16 protein-coding genes and 1 pseudogene are annotated in these 16,294 nt (G+C 43.3%); 12 read left to right on the top strand and 5 right to left on the bottom strand.

Annotated features, from left to right (window positions below):
* The first annotated feature begins 20 nt into the window (after positions 1-20).
* The 9 genes from eno (at position 21) to rpoS (ending at position 7,593) form a co-directional block, all read left to right on the top strand.
* Entirely contained in the window at positions 21-1,319 is a 1,299-nt protein-coding gene (gene eno / locus M4S28_RS15025; RefSeq protein ID WP_029405988.1) for a phosphopyruvate hydratase, read from the top strand.
* Positions 1,320-1,584: 265 nt separating this feature from the next.
* Entirely contained in the window at positions 1,585-1,866 is a 282-nt protein-coding gene (gene ftsB, locus M4S28_RS15020) for a cell division protein FtsB (RefSeq protein ID WP_004735394.1), read from the top strand.
* Positions 1,866-2,567 (top strand): 2-C-methyl-D-erythritol 4-phosphate cytidylyltransferase, encoded by a 702-nt coding sequence (ispD, locus tag M4S28_RS15015; protein ID WP_017090808.1) that lies wholly within the window; start codon positions 1,866-1,868, stop codon positions 2,565-2,567. Before ftsB ends, ispD begins: the two co-directional genes overlap by 1 nt.
* A 2-nt stretch (positions 2,568-2,569) precedes the next feature.
* Positions 2,570-3,049: a 2-C-methyl-D-erythritol 2,4-cyclodiphosphate synthase gene (gene ispF, locus M4S28_RS15010; protein WP_004735397.1), complete on the top strand. Its 480-nt coding sequence runs from the start codon at positions 2,570-2,572 to the stop codon at positions 3,047-3,049.
* 22 nt (positions 3,050-3,071) lie between these two features.
* Positions 3,072-4,118, top strand: a complete 1,047-nt coding sequence (gene truD, locus M4S28_RS15005; RefSeq protein ID WP_029405000.1) for a tRNA pseudouridine(13) synthase TruD — start codon at positions 3,072-3,074, stop codon at positions 4,116-4,118.
* A 76-nt stretch (positions 4,119-4,194) separates the two neighbouring features.
* Positions 4,195-4,938, top strand: a complete 744-nt coding sequence (gene surE / locus M4S28_RS15000; protein ID WP_004735400.1) for a 5'/3'-nucleotidase SurE — start codon at positions 4,195-4,197, stop codon at positions 4,936-4,938.
* Positions 4,939-5,565 carry a protein-L-isoaspartate(D-aspartate) O-methyltransferase gene (locus tag M4S28_RS14995; protein WP_004735402.1) on the top strand — a complete coding sequence of 209 codons (627 nt, stop codon included), beginning with the start codon at positions 4,939-4,941 and terminating at the stop codon, positions 5,563-5,565.
* Between the two features lie 34 nt (positions 5,566-5,599).
* A complete protein-coding gene (gene nlpD / locus M4S28_RS14990) occupies positions 5,600-6,514 on the top strand; it encodes a murein hydrolase activator NlpD (RefSeq protein WP_054547474.1) in 915 nt (304 codons plus the stop codon).
* A gap of 98 nt (positions 6,515-6,612) precedes the next feature.
* Positions 6,613-7,593: an RNA polymerase sigma factor RpoS gene (rpoS, locus tag M4S28_RS14985; protein WP_004735404.1), complete on the top strand. Its 981-nt coding sequence runs from the start codon at positions 6,613-6,615 to the stop codon at positions 7,591-7,593.
* Between the two features lie 144 nt (positions 7,594-7,737).
* Here the strand turns inward: rpoS and mutS are convergent, their stop codons facing one another.
* Positions 7,738-10,299 carry a DNA mismatch repair protein MutS gene (gene mutS / locus M4S28_RS14980; RefSeq protein WP_017092190.1) on the bottom strand — a complete coding sequence of 854 codons (2,562 nt, stop codon included), beginning with the start codon at positions 10,297-10,299 and terminating at the stop codon, positions 7,738-7,740.
* A gap of 124 nt (positions 10,300-10,423) precedes the next feature.
* Between mutS and pncC the strand changes: the two genes are divergently transcribed.
* From pncC to recA, 3 genes and pseudogenes are all read left to right on the top strand, one after another.
* The gene (pncC, locus tag M4S28_RS14975; RefSeq protein ID WP_029222254.1) at positions 10,424-10,918 is read left to right on the top strand and encodes a nicotinamide-nucleotide amidase; all 495 of its coding nucleotides are present in this window, start codon (positions 10,424-10,426) and stop codon (positions 10,916-10,918) included.
* A gap of 139 nt (positions 10,919-11,057) precedes the next feature.
* Positions 11,058-11,576 (top strand): annotated as a pseudogene (locus M4S28_RS14970) (ImuA'/RecA-like NTPase); the annotation flags it as partial.
* Positions 11,577-11,729: 153 nt separating this feature from the next.
* A complete protein-coding gene (gene recA / locus M4S28_RS14965) occupies positions 11,730-12,770 on the top strand; it encodes a recombinase RecA (RefSeq protein WP_249632041.1) in 1,041 nt (346 codons plus the stop codon).
* A gap of 264 nt (positions 12,771-13,034) precedes the next feature.
* Here the strand turns inward: recA and M4S28_RS14960 are convergent, their stop codons facing one another.
* The 4 genes from M4S28_RS14960 to M4S28_RS14945 all read right to left on the bottom strand — a co-directional run bounded on the left by M4S28_RS14960 (position 13,035) and on the right by M4S28_RS14945 (position 16,289).
* Complete coding sequence (locus tag M4S28_RS14960) at positions 13,035-13,640, bottom strand: DUF4326 domain-containing protein (protein WP_249632040.1); 606 nt, start codon at positions 13,638-13,640, stop codon at positions 13,035-13,037.
* Positions 13,637-14,080, bottom strand: a complete 444-nt coding sequence (locus tag M4S28_RS14955) for a DUF488 domain-containing protein (RefSeq protein WP_102482839.1) — start codon at positions 14,078-14,080, stop codon at positions 13,637-13,639. Before M4S28_RS14955 ends, M4S28_RS14960 begins: the two co-directional genes overlap by 4 nt.
* Complete coding sequence (locus tag M4S28_RS14950; protein ID WP_249632039.1) at positions 14,077-14,844, bottom strand: dual OB domain-containing protein; 768 nt, start codon at positions 14,842-14,844, stop codon at positions 14,077-14,079. The genes M4S28_RS14955 and M4S28_RS14950 overlap by 4 nt, the downstream gene beginning before the upstream one ends.
* Positions 14,845-15,149: 305 nt before the next feature.
* Complete coding sequence (locus tag M4S28_RS14945; protein WP_249632739.1) at positions 15,150-16,289, bottom strand: hypothetical protein; 1,140 nt, start codon at positions 16,287-16,289, stop codon at positions 15,150-15,152.
* Positions 16,290-16,294: the final 5 nt, after the last annotated feature.

The raw sequence follows: 16,294 nt of genomic DNA, 5'->3' as shown, positions 1-16,294 counted from the left end.
CAACGAGAAGGAAACATTCAATGTCTAAGATCGTTAAAGTTCTAGGTCGTGAAATCATCGATTCACGTGGTAACCCAACTGTAGAAGCTGAAGTACACCTAGAAGGCGGTTTCGTAGGTATGGCTGCTGCTCCATCTGGCGCATCTACTGGTTCTCGCGAAGCTCTTGAGCTACGTGACGGCGACAAATCACGTTTCCTAGGTAAAGGTGTTCTTAAAGCAATTGAAGCTGTAAACGGCCCAATCGCTGACGCTCTAGTTGGTAAAGACGCTAAAGCACAAGCTGACGTTGACCAAGTTATGATTGACCTAGACGGAACAGAGAACAAATCTCAGTTCGGTGCTAACGCTATCCTTGCTGTTTCTCTAGCGAACGCTAAAGCTGCTGCTGCTGCGAAAGGCATGCCTCTATACGAGCACATTGCTGAGCTAAACGGTACTGCTGGTCAGTTCTCTATGCCTCTACCTATGATGAACATCATCAACGGTGGCGAGCACGCTGATAACAACGTTGACATCCAAGAGTTCATGATCCAACCAGTTGGCGCTAAAACTCTTAAAGAAGGTCTGCGTATCGGCGCTGAAGTATTCCACAACCTAGCTAAAGTTCTTAAGTCTAAAGGCTACAGCACTGCAGTTGGTGATGAAGGTGGTTTCGCTCCTAACCTTAAATCTAACGCTGAAGCTCTAGAAGTTATCGCAGAAGCTGTTGCAGCTGCTGGTTACGAACTAGGTAAAGACGTTACTCTTGCTATGGACTGTGCAGCATCTGAGTTCTTCGACAAAGAAGCTGGCATCTACAACATGAAGGGCGAAGGTAAAACTTTCACTTCTGAAGAGTTCAACCACTACCTAGCTGAACTAGCTAACAACTTCCCAATCGTTTCTATCGAAGACGGTCTTGACGAGTCAGATTGGGATGGCTTCAAGCACCAAACTGAACTTCTAGGCGACAAGCTTCAAATCGTTGGTGACGATCTGTTCGTTACAAACACTAAGATTCTTGCTGAAGGTATCGAGAAAGGCGTAGCTAACTCTATCCTTATCAAGTTCAACCAAATCGGTTCTCTAACAGAGACTCTAGCTGCTATCAAGATGGCTAAAGACGCTGGCTACACTGCAGTAATCTCTCACCGTTCTGGCGAAACTGAAGATGCAACTATCGCTGATCTAGCGGTAGGTACAGCTGCAGGTCAAATCAAAACTGGTTCTATGAGCCGTTCTGACCGTGTTGCTAAGTACAACCAACTTATCCGTATCGAAGAAGCTCTAGGTTCTAAAGCTCCTTTCAACGGTCTTAAAGAAGTTAAAGGTCAATAATTCACACTTGGTTTTAAACCAACGGAATTGTTAATCTAAACTTTAAATGCCTCGCTTATGCGGGGCATTTTTTTTGCCTCAAATTCGTCATTCCCTAGACTGACGAAGAAAGGAGTAGGGAACTTCATTGTTACCACTCACTATTCTGTCCAATAATTCCCCGACTTATTGATTCCCTGACACCACATATCTCGCACCAATAAGCGCATTATGGTATATATGTGCCTTATTCTAGTTCCTTCTTTTTCAACCGGCGAAAGGTGTTATGCGAATTTTTGCTTTAGTACTGCTCATAGTGTTTGGCTGGCTACAACACACACTGTGGCTCGGTAAAAATGGTATTTCTGATTACTACGGTGTGAACAACGAAATCCAAGTTCAGCAGCAAGTAAATGAAAAGCTTCATCTTCGCAATGCTGAGATGTTTGCGGAAATCGACGATCTACGCCAAGGTTTAGACGCGATAGAAGAGCGCGCACGTCATGAGCTGGGAATGGTGAAAGAAGGCGAAACGTTTTATCGTATTATTGGTGAGGAATCTCATTAATGTCGAACCAACTTCAAAGCGTTATTGCAGTGGTCCCCGCAGCGGGCGTCGGCAGCCGAATGAAGGCAGACCGTCCCAAGCAATATCTTCAAATTCACGGTAAAACGATTTTAGAGCACACGGTTGAGAAACTGTTGTCTCACCCTCAAGTGTCTAAAATTGTGGTAGCGGTCAGCGACGATGATCCTTACTACCCTGAATTACCGCTTAACCTTAATCCACAGGTGATCAGAGTTTCCGGCGGAACGGAAAGAGCCGATTCAGTGCTTTCTGCTCTGGACTATATTGCCCAACAGCAACTCAGTGATTGGGTGATGGTGCATGATGCCGCTAGGCCTTGTATCCAATTGAGCGATATCGACAAACTGATCTCTGGTGCTATGACCCATGATGTTGGCGCGATTTTAGCTGCGCCGGTTCGCGATACAATGAAGCGTGGTGCTCAAGGACAAATTGAACACACGGTCGATCGCGTCGATCTTTGGCATGCGCTTACCCCTCAGATGTTTCGATCTAAGCCTTTACGGAAAGTCTTGAGTGAGGCCTTGCAACAAGGCGTTTCGATTACCGATGAGGCCTCTGCGTTTGAGTGGAAAGGTTTATCACCAGCATTGATTGCTGGGCGTTCAGATAATTTTAAGATTACTCAGCCTGAAGATTTGGCTTTGGCTGAGTTCTATTTAAGTCAGAATAAGGAATAATGATGATTCGTATTGGCCATGGCTTTGATGTACACAAATTTGGTGGTGAAGGCCCGGTAATTATTGGTGGCGTGAGTGTCCCTTATGAACAGGGTCTTATCGCCCACTCAGACGGTGATGTTGCCCTGCACGCATTATGCGATGCTTTACTGGGTTCCATTGCAGCCGGTGATATTGGTCGTCATTTCCCTGATACGGATGATGAGTGGAAAGGCGCAGATAGCCGCGAATTACTGAAAGATGTTTACCGTCGAGTAAAAGAGCAAGGTTATGTGATTGGTAATGCGGATATTACTATCATGGCGCAAGCTCCAAAGATGGCTCCTCATATAGACTCTATGTGCCAAGCCATTGCTCAAGATTTAGAAACAAGCATTAGCAATGTGAATGTAAAAGCCACGACTACCGAGCGTTTAGGTTTTACAGGTCGCAAAGAGGGCATCGCATGTGAAGCGGTGGTCCTAATTACTAAAAGTGCGTAAGCACCAACACGAAAAGAACAGCATGTCAGATATTTTATCTTCATTGGCTTACCTAAACGGTAAACCAACTGCGAAAGCAAAACTAAAAGCAAAAGCCGAACACTTTGTCGTTAATGAAGACTTGGGTTTTGAGTTTACTGGTGAAGGCGAGCACTTAATGGTGCGTATTCGTAAAACTGGTGAGAACACGAGCTTCGTAGCAAACGAACTGGCTAAAGCGTGTGGTGTTAAGTCGAAAGACGTGAGCTGGGCTGGTTTGAAAGACCGTCATGCTGTGACAGAGCAGTGGTTAAGCGTGCATCTGCCAAAAGGTGAACCTGACTTTTCTGCTTTTCTCGCACAATACCCAAGCATTGAGATCTTGGCGACAGCACGTCACAACAAAAAGTTACGTCCAGGCGATTTAGTTGGCAACCAATTCGAGCTAACTTTGTCTGAAGTAACGGATTGTGATGATGTGGTAAAGCGTTTAGAAAAAGTCGCTCAAGTGGGCGTGCCAAATTACTTCGGTGCTCAGCGCTTTGGTAATGAAGGTAACAACTTATCTGAAGCTCGTCGTTGGGGTCGTGAAAACGTTCGTACGCGTAATCAGAATAAGCGCAGCTTGTATCTTTCTGCAGCTCGTTCTTGGATTTACAACTTAATTCTTTCTGACCGTATTGAGCAAGATGCGTTTGCGTCGGCATTGGTTGGCGATATTGTCGTGAAAGACGGCGCTCAATTAGCGGTAACAGCGGATAACATCGAAGCGGTAAACCAAGACATCGCGAACGGCTCTGCGTTTATTACTGTTGCTTTAGCAGGAGATAATGCGTTACCGACGACGGATGCCTCTCAAGCTTTAGAGCAGAAGCACCTTGATGCTGAACCGGATCTAATGGCTCTTATTTGTGGCAACCGTATGCGCCATGATCGCCGCGAAGCTTCGCTGAAGCCGATGGGTTTAGCGTGGGAAGTGAACGAAGACAATGTCACTCTTAAGTTCTCTCTCGATGCAGGTTGTTTCGCAACCGCTATTGTTCGTGAATTGGTTGAAGAAGTTCACGTAGAGAGAAGCTACGAGCAATAACGATTCTGCTTGGAGCGAAGTCACTTGATATCGGAAATTAAGTGACTTGGCATTGGAACAAAAGAAAGGATACAAGATGAAGATTTTACTCAGCAACGATGATGGTGTGCACGCTCAAGGTATTCATGAGCTGGCCAATGAATTACGTGATCTTGCTGAAATTATCATTGTGGCACCTGACCGTAATCGCTCGGGTGCTTCAAATTCATTAACTTTAGAACAGCCTCTACGTGTTCAAGAAATTACCGAAAATACATATTCGGTACAAGGGACACCGACCGACTGTGTACATTTTGCGTTAAATGAACTGCTAAAGAATGATATGCCTGATCTGGTATTAACGGGTATTAATCATGGTGCTAACTTGGGTGACGATGTGCTTTATTCAGGTACAGTGGCAGCCGCAATGGAAGGGCACTTTTTAGGCGTTCAATCGGTGGCGTTTTCTCTGGTGGGTAAAAAACATTTTAAGACAGCGGCGGCCATTGCTCGTCGTATCGTCGAACAACATTTAGCAAACCCAATCCCAACCAATCGCCTGTTAAACGTCAATATCCCTGATTTAGCGTTAGAGCAGTTGTCTGGTACTCAGGTGACACGCTTAGGTGCTCGTCATCATGCTGAAGATATGATTAAGCAAAAAGACCCACGAGGTCATGATATCTACTGGCTTGGTCCTCCGGGAAAAGAGCAAGATGCCGGTGAAGGCACGGATTTTTACGCTATCGAGCATGGCTTTGTATCGGTAACACCATTACAAGTTGACCTGACTGCGCACGAGTCGTTGGGTGCGATGACAACTTGGTTAGAGGAGAAGTAAGTGAGTAATCCGCATGCAGAGCGCTTAATTACTTTTCTGATTGAAAATGGTATTCAGGATCAAAAGGTTCTTGATGCTATTTATCAACTGCCGAGAGAGAGCTTTTTATCACAGGCGATGTATCATCAAGCTTATGATAATAATGCGCTTCCTATCGGACAGGGCCAGACGATTTCTCAGCCGTACATTGTTGCTAAGATGACAGAGTTGCTAGAATTACAGCAAGATAGCCGTGTTTTAGAAATCGGAACCGGCTCAGGTTATCAAACGGCGGTCTTGGCTCAACTGGTTGATCATGTGTATTCGGTTGAAAGAATTAAATCATTGCAATGGGATGCCAAGCGTCGTCTTAAACAGCTCGATTTCTACAATATTTCAACCAAGCACGGTGATGGCTGGCAAGGATGGTCTTCGAAAGCCCCTTTTGATGCGATTATCGTAACTGCTGCCGCAGAGTCGATTCCTCAAGCGCTTTTGCAACAGCTGAAAGATGGTGGTCGCTTATTGATTCCTGTCGGTGATGACGAACAGCAATTGTTGAAGATTGTTCGCCATGGTGACGAGTTTTTATCGAGTGTTATCGAGATGGTGAGATTTGTACCTCTCGTCCCTGGTGAGCTAGCTTAATAAAAGACTAATGGTGTAGGTGGATAGAGAGTCGATGCGTTCGAAGTTGTTAAAAGGAAGTACTTTATTGCTTAGTTGTGCACTTGTTGGGTGTGCGGCGAATTCACCTGCGCCTGTTTCAAGCCTAAACAAGAATTACTCATCGATTGATCGTGGTAGTTATCGCGGCAGTTACTATGAAGTAAAAAAAGGCGACACCCTTTACTTCATTGCTTATGTCACCAATAAAGACGTTAAAGACCTCATCGGTTATAACAAACTCGCTGCTCCTTACACTATCCACCCGGGGCAGAAGCTTAAGTTGTGGCGCCCGAGTTACAATGCGCCAGCGTATGGTAAATCAACAGTAGCGGTTGCAGCCGTTGCTGCGCCTGTCGTGGCATCCACAACTTCATCTGCGGCAAGTAAACCGAAAACTACGCCACAGAAGAGTAAAAACTCTAAACCTGCTCCAGCTCAAACTACCACCAAAGTGGTGAAAAAAGATCCACCAAAGAAGGTTGAACAATCCAAATCAAAGGAGTATGTTGGTTCTAAAGGTAAACAGAATGTTACACCGTCCACCAAACCAACAAGTGATAAAGTATCCAAATGGTTATGGCCAACTAAAGGGAGAGTAATCAAGAATTTCTCTGTAGGCGAACAAGGAAATAAAGGCATCGACATAGCAGGACAGCGAGGTCAGCCAATAGTATCTACTGCAGGGGGAACGGTTGTTTATTCGGGTAATGCACTACGAGGCTACGGCAATCTAGTGATTGTGAAGCACAATGATAATTACTTAAGTGCATACGCGCATAACGACCGACTATTAGTATCTGAAGGGCAAAGTGTGAAACCAGGGCAGAAGATTGCAACTATGGGAAGCTCTGGAGCCAGCAGTGTTAGGCTGCACTTTGAGATTCGTTACCAAGGTAAATCGGTTAATCCAAAACGATATTTACCTTAAATACAATATGCAAAAATTACGTATTGTATGGAGTGACATAGTCATTTAGCGACATATCAAGTTGTGATGTCATGCTAATTTCGCCAGGGGGAGGCGTTATGAGTATAAGCAATGCAGTAACCAAAGAAGAGTTCGATCTTAACCAAGCAACCACGGAACCGGAAGCTCTTGGAAAAGCAAAACGAACAGTCAAAAAGAAAACCGAAGCGAAAGAAGAAGTTGAAGTTACGTCTAAAAGTTTAGATGCTACTCAGCTTTATCTAGGCGAAATCGGTTTCTCACCACTACTAACCGCTGAAGAAGAAGTGCTTTATGCACGACGAGCTCTACGCGGTGATGAAGCAGCACGTAAACGCATGATCGAAAGTAACCTGCGTTTAGTGGTAAAAATTTCACGTCGTTATAGTAACCGTGGTCTTGCACTTCTTGATCTTATTGAAGAAGGCAACCTAGGTTTGATTCGCGCCGTAGAGAAATTTGACCCAGAACGTGGTTTCCGCTTCTCAACTTACGCGACATGGTGGATTCGTCAAACCATTGAACGTGCGCTAATGAATCAGACTCGCACTATCCGTTTGCCAATCCATGTTGTGAAAGAGCTGAACATCTACCTGCGTACCGCAAGAGAGCTATCACAAAAACTTGATCATGAACCAACGGCAGAAGAAATTGCTTCTAAGCTAGATAAGCCTGTTGGTGATGTGAGTAAGATGCTTCGTCTAAACGAAAGAGTGAGCTCTGTTGATACGCCAATTGGTGGTGACGGTGAGAAAGCACTGTTGGATATTATTCCAGACATCAACAATTCAGATCCTGAGGTTTCAACTCAAGATAGCGATATCAAGAACTCATTGATTTTCTGGCTTGATGAACTGAATCCTAAGCAGAAAGAGGTGCTTGCACGTCGCTTTGGACTACTTGGTTACGAACCGTCAACACTAGAAGAAGTGGGCCGTGAAATTAGCCTGACTCGTGAACGTGTTCGTCAAATCCAAGTTGAAGGTCTTCGCCGTCTACGTGAGATTCTTATCAAGCAAGGTCTGAATATGGAAAATCTGTTCAATGTAGAAAACGACTAAATGAACTGATGATGTTTCTTTGAATAGAAGACAAATAAAAACGCTGACTCTAAGTCAGCGTTTTTTTGTTTGTGGCTTTTTTATCTGATGCTGCCTACTCAAACGACAGTACAAAGCGACAATAACAAGCTACTTGGAAAGAGACTAAAGCAACTTCTTCAAACGATAGAGTTCTTCTAACGCTTGGCGAGGAGTTAAATCATCAGGGTCAACATTCGCTAGTGCTTGTTCTACTTCACTCGGTTCAGGTATCAGGCTCAGTTGGTTAGCGATATCAACGCCGCTTGGCTTTGATGTCGGAGAGTCGATACTCAATGCTTCTAACTGAGTCAGCTTCGCGCGTGCATTTTTGATTACCGCTTTCGGTACACCAGCTAAACCTGCAACCGCGAGGCCGTAAGATTTACTTGCTGCACCTTCTTGAACTGCGTGCATAAAGGCAATGCTGTCGCCATGTTCAACCGCATCTAAGTGTACGTTCGCTAAGGTTGGGATTTGGTTTGGTAGTTCAGTTAGCTCAAAGTAGTGCGTTGCAAACAGTGTCATCGCATTGATTTGATTCGCTAGCCACTCCGCACTTGCCCAAGCTAGAGACAGACCATCGTAAGTACTGGTACCACGACCGATTTCGTCCATTAGCACAAGGCTATTTGGTGTTGCGTTGTGCAGAATATTCGCGGTCTCTGTCATCTCAACCATGAAGGTTGAACGACCCGAAGCTAAATCATCCGATGCACCAATACGCGTAAAGATACGGTCGATAGAACCAATCGTCGCGCTTTCTGCTGGAACATAACAACCAATATGAGCCATCAGCGCAATGAGTGCGGTCTGACGCATGTAGGTCGACTTACCACCCATGTTTGGACCTGTGATGATCAGCATCTTACGTTGATCGTTGAGGTCGATAGGGTTAGCAATAAAGGGTTCGTCCATCACTTGTTCAACTACGGGGTGACGACCCGCCTGAATTTGTACACCAGCAGACTCTGTCATTGTTGGACGACAGTAATCAAGGGTGTCTGCACGTTCAGCTAAGTTTTGTAGAACATCAAGCTGAGACACTGAAGATGCAATGTTTTGCAGTCGCTCTAGATAAGGCAGTAACAAATCAAACAACTCTTCCCACAACTTCTTCTCGATAGCTAGGGCTTTCGATTTAGAGCTGAGAACTTTGTCTTCGTGCTCTTTCAGCTCAGGAATAATGTAACGTTCTGCATTTTTCAGCGTTTGGCGGCGAACATAGTGTGGTGGTACAAGATGGCTTTGTCCGCGGCTTACCTGAATGAAGAAACCGTGGACGTTGTTGTAGCCAACTTTTAGCGTGTCGATACCGTGACGTTCACGCTCTTCTTGCTCAAGCTTATCCAGAAACTCGGTTGCACCTGCAGCAAGGTCACGCCATTCATCTAGCTCGGCGTTGTAGCCTTCTGCTATTACACCACCATCGCGGATAACCACGGGTGGGTTCTCTTTGATCGCACGCTCAAGCAGTTCAGATACTTCATCCACAGGCGAAGCATACTGAGCAAGCTGAGTTAGATATGGGTGTTTAAGTTGCGTTAGCGTTTCAGCAAGCTCTGGTAAGTATTCCATTGCTTGGCGAAGTCGTGCCATATCACGTGGACGTGCAGAGCGAAGGGCAAGACGAGCAAGAATACGTTCGATATCACCGATCTGTTTCAGCGTTGGTTGTAACTCTGTAAATAGAGCCAGATCTTTCATTTCACCAATCGCATCTAAGCGTTGGTCAAGAGCTGAAATATTACGCATGGGTTGATGTAGCCAACGCTTAAGCATACGGCTACCCATAGCCGTCGCGGTGTGGTCAAGCACTTCAGATAGGGTGTTATCGGTGCCGCCACTAAGATTTTGAGTGATCTCCAAATTACGGCGAGTAGCCGCATCAAGGATCACAGAATGATCTTGCTTATCCATTGTCAGTGAACGGATATGCGGAAGGGCAGTACGTTGCGTATCTTTAACGTATTGGATCAGACAACCCGCAGCGCATAAACCTAGTTTTGCGCTTTCAACACCAAAGCCAACTAAGTCACGAGTACCAAATTGTTGATTCAGTTGCTGCTTCGCTGTATCTAATTCAAATTCCCATACCGGGCGACGGCGATTGCCATTACGACTTGCCATCAAATTTACAGGTTCGAAATCTTCAGGGAACAGCAGTTCACGTGGTGACGTTCTTTGTAGCTCTGCCGCCATTGCTTCTTCGGTTTCCGGCTCACATAGTTGGAATCGACCAGAAGTAATATCAAGCGTCGCGTAGCCAAATTTACCATTGTGGTGGTAAATGGAGGCTATAAGGTTATCAACACGCTCAGAAAGCAATGCTTCATCCGTTACAGTTCCCGGTGTCACAATTCTTACGACAGCGCGATCAACCGGGCCCTTTGAAGTTGCTGGATTACCAATCTGCTCACAAATCGCTACGGACTCGCCCAACTGCACTAACTTCGCAAGGTAACCTTCAACGGCGTGGTATGGAACGCCCGCCATAGGAATAGGCTCACCGTTTGAAGAGCCACGCTTGGTTAGCGAAATATCGAGGAGTTGAGAGGCTTTCTTAGCGTCATCGTAGAAAAGCTCGTAGAAATCTCCCATGCGGTAGAACAGCAAAATTTCTGGATTTTCTGCTTTTAGTTTTAGGTACTGCTGCATCATAGGAGTATGTTTTTGATCGGCTTTCACAGTTAACTTCTTTCGTTTATTTCTATTGCGGCTTAGGATACGTGAAAGCGTTTCGTGCGAAAAGCGACACATGCGAAAAGATGCAAATCCAAATGATATACATCTAGATTAAGGGAAGCAAAAGATGCAGACGACTCAAGCTCTTAGTGAAAAACTCGGACACTTACTTGCGAAACATAAACATGTATTAGTGACGGCTGAATCTTGCACTGGCGGTGGTGTTGCAAGCGCGGTAACGGATATTGCTGGTAGCTCGGCTTGGTTTGATCGTGCTTTCGTGACCTATAGTAATGAAGCGAAACAAGAGATGATCGGTGTTCAGCTTGAAACCCTAGTTGAGTTTGGTGCTGTGAGTGAGCCAGTGGTTATAGAAATGGCTCACGGGGCGCTACAACATTCAAACGGCACTATTTCTGTGTCTATCAGCGGTATTGCTGGCCCGGGCGGCGGCACGGAAGAGAAACCGGTAGGGACTGTGTGTTTTGCTTGGAAAGCAGTAAATGGGTGGAACAAAGTAGGAACGCATGTATTTACAGGCGATAGATCACAAGTACGCCAACAAGCTACGCACCATGCCTTACAAGTTATTTATGATTACCTATCAATGGAAGACAAGTAACATTTGTACAAATTATTTTCATACAGGTATAGACACTGTATGAATCAACAGTATAATAAAAGCCAATTAGTCACCCCTTTGTGGGTTAGAAATAGATTCTAAGTCGCTTGTTGAAACAACCGATTATGTGGAGATAGAAATGGACGAGAATAAACAAAAAGCGTTAGCTGCAGCCCTTGGTCAGATTGAAAAGCAATTTGGTAAAGGTTCTATCATGCGTCTTGGTGATAACCGCACAATGGACGTAGAAACTATTTCTACAGGTTCTCTATCTCTAGATATCGCACTAGGTGCTGGTGGCTTACCGATGGGACGTATCGTTGAAGTTTACGGTCCAGAATCATCAGGTAAAACAACGCTAACGCTTGAGCTTATTGCTGCAGCGCAGAGAGTGGGTAAAACGTGTGCATTCGTGGATGCGGAACACGCACTTGACCCTATCTACGCTCAAAAGTTGGGTGTTGATATCGATGCTTTGCTTGTATCTCAACCTGATACCGGTGAACAAGCTCTAGAAATCTGTGATGCACTGGCTCGTTCAGGTGCTATCGATGTTCTTGTTATTGACTCGGTTGCTGCACTAACACCTAAAGCTGAGATCGAAGGCGAAATGGGCGATAGCCACATGGGTCTTCATTTTTCACAGCTTCCTAATGCAGCCTAATTGATTGTCTATCGACAGTCCTCTGATAAGCCTACAAGACAAACAAATAACTAACCCCCAAAATAACAATTTGAATATTTATTCAATTAAGAAGATAACAACTTAACTGAATGCATATTTGCAACCCATGATTCAAAGGTAATAGAAATGGATGAGAACAAACAGAAAGCATTAGCAGCAGCGCTCGGTCAAATTGAAAAGCAATTTGGTAAAGGTTCTATCATGAAGCTGGGTGACAACCGAACAATGGATGTTGAAACCATTTCTACAGGTTCACTTTCACTTGATATTGCTTTGGGCGCTGGCGGTTTGCCAATGGGACGTATAGTAGAAATATTTGGCCCTGAATCATCGGGTAAGACAACGCTTACCCTAGAAGTTATTGCTGCTGCGCAAAAACAAGGTAAAACTTGTGCTTTTATCGATGCTGAACATGCGCTTGACCCTATTTATGCTCAAAAGCTAGGTGTAGATATCGATCAGTTACTTGTTTCTCAACCTGATACTGGTGAGCAAGCTCTTGAGATCTGTGATGCGTTGGCTCGTTCCGGTGCAGTTGATGTAATCGTTGTCGATTCTGTTGCCGCTTTGACCCCGAAAGCAGAGATTGAGGGAGAGATGGGGGATTCGCATATGGGCTTGCAAGCGAGACTACTTAGTCAGTCAATGCGTAAAATGACAGGTAATCTTAAAGCTTCAAACTGTATGTGTATCTTCATTAACCAAATTCGTATGAAGATTGGTGTGATGTTCGGTAACCCAGAAACGACTACTGGTGGTAATGCACTTAAGTTCTATGCATCAGTTCGTCTGGATATCCGTCGTACAGGTGCTGTTAAAGAAGGTGATGAAGTCGTTGGTAACGAGACTCGCATCAAGGTCGTGAAGAACAAGATTGCTGCGCCATTTAAACAGGCTGAGACTCAAATCCTATATGGCAAAGGCTTCAACCGTTACGGTGAACTGATTGACCTCGGTGTTAAAAATAAACTGGTTGATAAAGCTGGTGCTTGGTATAGCTATAAAGGTGACAAGATTGGTCAAGGTAAAGCTAATTCTTGTAAGCATCTCGAAGAGAACAGTCACATTGCAGAAGAATTGGATGCAAAACTTCGTGAGCTTCTTCTTCAGCCAGCTAAACAAGAAAGTGATGTAACCGAAGATGTTGCAGATAAAGAAGAATTTTGATTATCAGCATTTAATAAAACCAAAGGGGAGTATAGAGTGATAAATATGTCTATTAACGAGTGAATGGCAGCCCTTTTATTACAATACTTCTAGCTCAAATTAAAAGCGTACATATCATATAAACTGGTGTGTACGCTTTTTTGTCTCTGAGGCTTTAATAAGGCTAGGTTCTCATTTCGTAAGGTCATAACTTTGCTTACTCAAAAGCTATAATGAAGGCGCAAGTGACTTGACATCGACTCTCAATAAGAAAACTAGTACGCATTACTTTCCATCATCCCAACTATTCAAGTAATCCGCTAGAACATCACCATGACATGCTTCTGGTTTACAAAAACAACCAAGCCGTTTACCTACTAATTTAAATACTTCTTTCTTATCCTTATTAGGGAATTTCTCGAAGTCAAAGTCATACTTGAATTTCCTTATAACCTCTTCTCGACTGTGATTTTCTTCATGCATCGAATAAGGGTTTCCCCAATAAGACCCTCTGCCAATATAAGAATAATTCGGTGTATCTACTTGCCCATTAAACTCTTTATCTGTTTTTATATTCACAACTCTAGTTATGTCAATTCGAATTTCCCTCAGTGGAATGTTTTTACTTTTTAGTAGTTTAACTTCATTGGGAAATTCTTCACCGTCATCAAATACGACTGCATGAGTTAGATTGTATGATTCCCAATTGTAATCTTCTATAACACTCTGAGCTATGTCATTTTCTTCCGAAAACCGCTTAACAAACCCATTGAAATCGTTAAGGGTGAGTAATTGAAAATCACTCATTCTACTGGTGATTTTCGTCAATTTTCTTTCGAGTTTTGAGTAAGCTTTAAACTCACTAGGATAAAGGACAAGCAAATTATTCATTTGTATAAGTGTTTCACGTCAAGGTTTAGGTTTGTCGTCTTGTTTAAATACTCAACGACGAGACGGCGATGGCAAAAATGAGGTTCATGTTCGCTGCAAAGTAAGCAGCCGTTTTCCAGCAAGCTAGATGGTAGTTGTTTTTCAATATTTCTTTGAGCCATCAAATTTAGGAATTTGTCCTCGTAACTGTCCCAAGTTATTTCTTTATTTTGATATGGTTTCAAAATTTCTTTAGTTGGAGCTAACTCTGGCATATGCACATAATCTGCACCACATAGCGTCTTTAAAAAGAACTTCAAGTCATCTCTTTTAGCAAAACCAGACAACTGAGAGGTATTGTTCAATCGAACATCAATTAAGACTTTAACATCTGAAGAGTTAAGGTAGCTAAAAAAAGACTCTGCTGTTTTTTTTGTGAACCCTATGGTAAATATTTTCATGCTTTAAAGTCCTTTTGTAGGTCGCCGGATTTATCAAAAATTGTGGCTACAAACTTGTAGTGCATCTGCGTTTTTTCAAAAATAGGGCTTAGGCTTAGCACAATGGCATACTCATCACCATCAGGTAGTTTTACTGTGACGGCACTTCCCCCCTCAGGCGGATAGTCATCTTTCAACATTTTTCTAGCAGCAGGACAAGTCACCGAGATATCAGTGTACGATATACCATTATAGCTAAATGAGGCTAAAGATTTTCTTTGATAGCGCTCTTCCCAGTCATTATATTCATTCGACAACGTAATCTCGAATGCAGTTGGTCGAATCAAGTATAACGATTGTTCTACATTTCCGTTATCTACATAGCTCTTGGTAACTTTATTTGTAGTGGTATTCGTGTCTAGCCAGATATCATCTGGAGTATCTATAATATTGAAAACACAGTCAGCTCGAAACCTACTGCTTTTTGACCAGCTTTTATTTTTGCTGACAACAAAATTATCTGGCTGCCCAGCCACAGTACAATCATCTGCATATGGAATATCCATGATATCTAGGACTTGAGTGTAACCTACTTGATTTGAGTATCGATATTCGTTATGTGTTATTGGTGCGATGGCTTCGCCAGCAGTATTCTTAAGAGCAGGGCGAACCCATTCGTGTACTTTCACCTTGTTATTAGGCAAACTTTCACAGCGCTTGCCTGCTATGCACCGGGCACCATTTTTGTATGATTTCGCGAGTATAATGACTTTAACAGTATCCATAATTGAGAGGCTTCATTAATAAATAATGAAAACATCATACTGCAATTTATGACATTTGGTGTATATAAGTTTGTTTTTATGTCTTAAATATTCGGAATATTTTCAGTGATTTAGGTCTTCTACTGCACATCTCGACCGTTAAAAAGAGTAAGAGAACTCGCTTTCGGTGTGAACAGTGTGGTTTTCTAAAAATATTCTGTTTAGAAAGTGTTGTTTTTTCGGGCATTGGCTGAATCAAAAAAGTTCGTCAAAAGCCTAAACCATAAAGTGTTCTGGAATTGAGCGAGAGCGATATAGAGACAGCTCTACCGACTATTTTTTTCTTTATCATTCATTACTTCAACAACCCCAACAAAATACTCACACAGCCCAACCCGAAACAGCCTAGTCGAACTCGCAGCATTCTTATAGATTCGCCCTTTGGCATCCAATTCCATAACCGTACAACTATCCCAGTGTTTGGCATCTTTACTGTAATCAAGGCCGCCCAATGCTTTACCTGCCGCTTGTAGATCATTTAACGTAGCTTCATCACTAACTAACCGATGGATCGTTAGTCCTAATGCTTGCCACACTTGTGGGGACAAGTGATAGCCAGAACGACTATTTATGAATGCTTCTGCTTGTAGTTCAAGCCATGCCTTTAAGAAAGTAGAAATCTTGCTGACATAGCCATCGCTGAGCACAGAAGTAAGGCTTGTACCATTAGGTAACGTAACGTCCTTAGACATCTTACTGTATTCTTGAGTGCCCACTCCAGCGACAGCACCAACGGTCAATTTGAATAAAACATATTGAGTTGTGATACAGCGCTCTGAAACCTTTACATGTTTTGAGTCAAAACTCACACCACCGTAGGACTCGATATTAGTCTCTTTAACTAACTGTTCAATAAAGGGTCTTAGAGGGAACTGATCATCGGGAAGTAAGTTTTGTCCTTCATTAAGATGTGGAAGGCTTAACGAAGAATCAAGCACTTGGCTTTTTTTAAATAACTCAACGACATGCTTTTCATCTAACCCCTGTTCATCATCAAATATCACTCGAATTTCTACGCTTTCCATCGCTAGACGTTGCCTCAATTCGCTTTTCTGGTTTGCTTCTTTAACGCTTAGCCTTGAACTGAACAAAAAAGTTTTTATTCCTAAAATTTTGCAGATAGCGACTAAACCCAAAGCATTGCCAACAATGCACGTATTCGAGGGGCTATAACTGAGTGTTGATAACGAATTAGAGGTTTTCTGAAAACTAGGCTTGCCCGTAATTGCAAATGTTAACGATAGCGGTGCGCTTACCACGTTATCAATCACGACTTTTTCTAGTCCTGTCTGAATAGCTTGTACTTTATTTGAATTTGTTGAATTAACCGCAGCATCAGCAACCCACTTCAATTCTGGCAACAAGCTTTTCGAAGAAAAATAGGCACTTACTTCAATCATGGGCATTGTAG

Source organism: Vibrio sp. J383 (genome assembly GCF_023503985.1).
GTDB classification, from domain to species: Bacteria; Pseudomonadota; Gammaproteobacteria; order Enterobacterales; family Vibrionaceae; genus Vibrio; species Vibrio splendidus.
The sequence above is the reverse complement of the archived record's forward strand: the minus strand, read 5'-3'. Positions and strand labels throughout refer to the sequence as shown.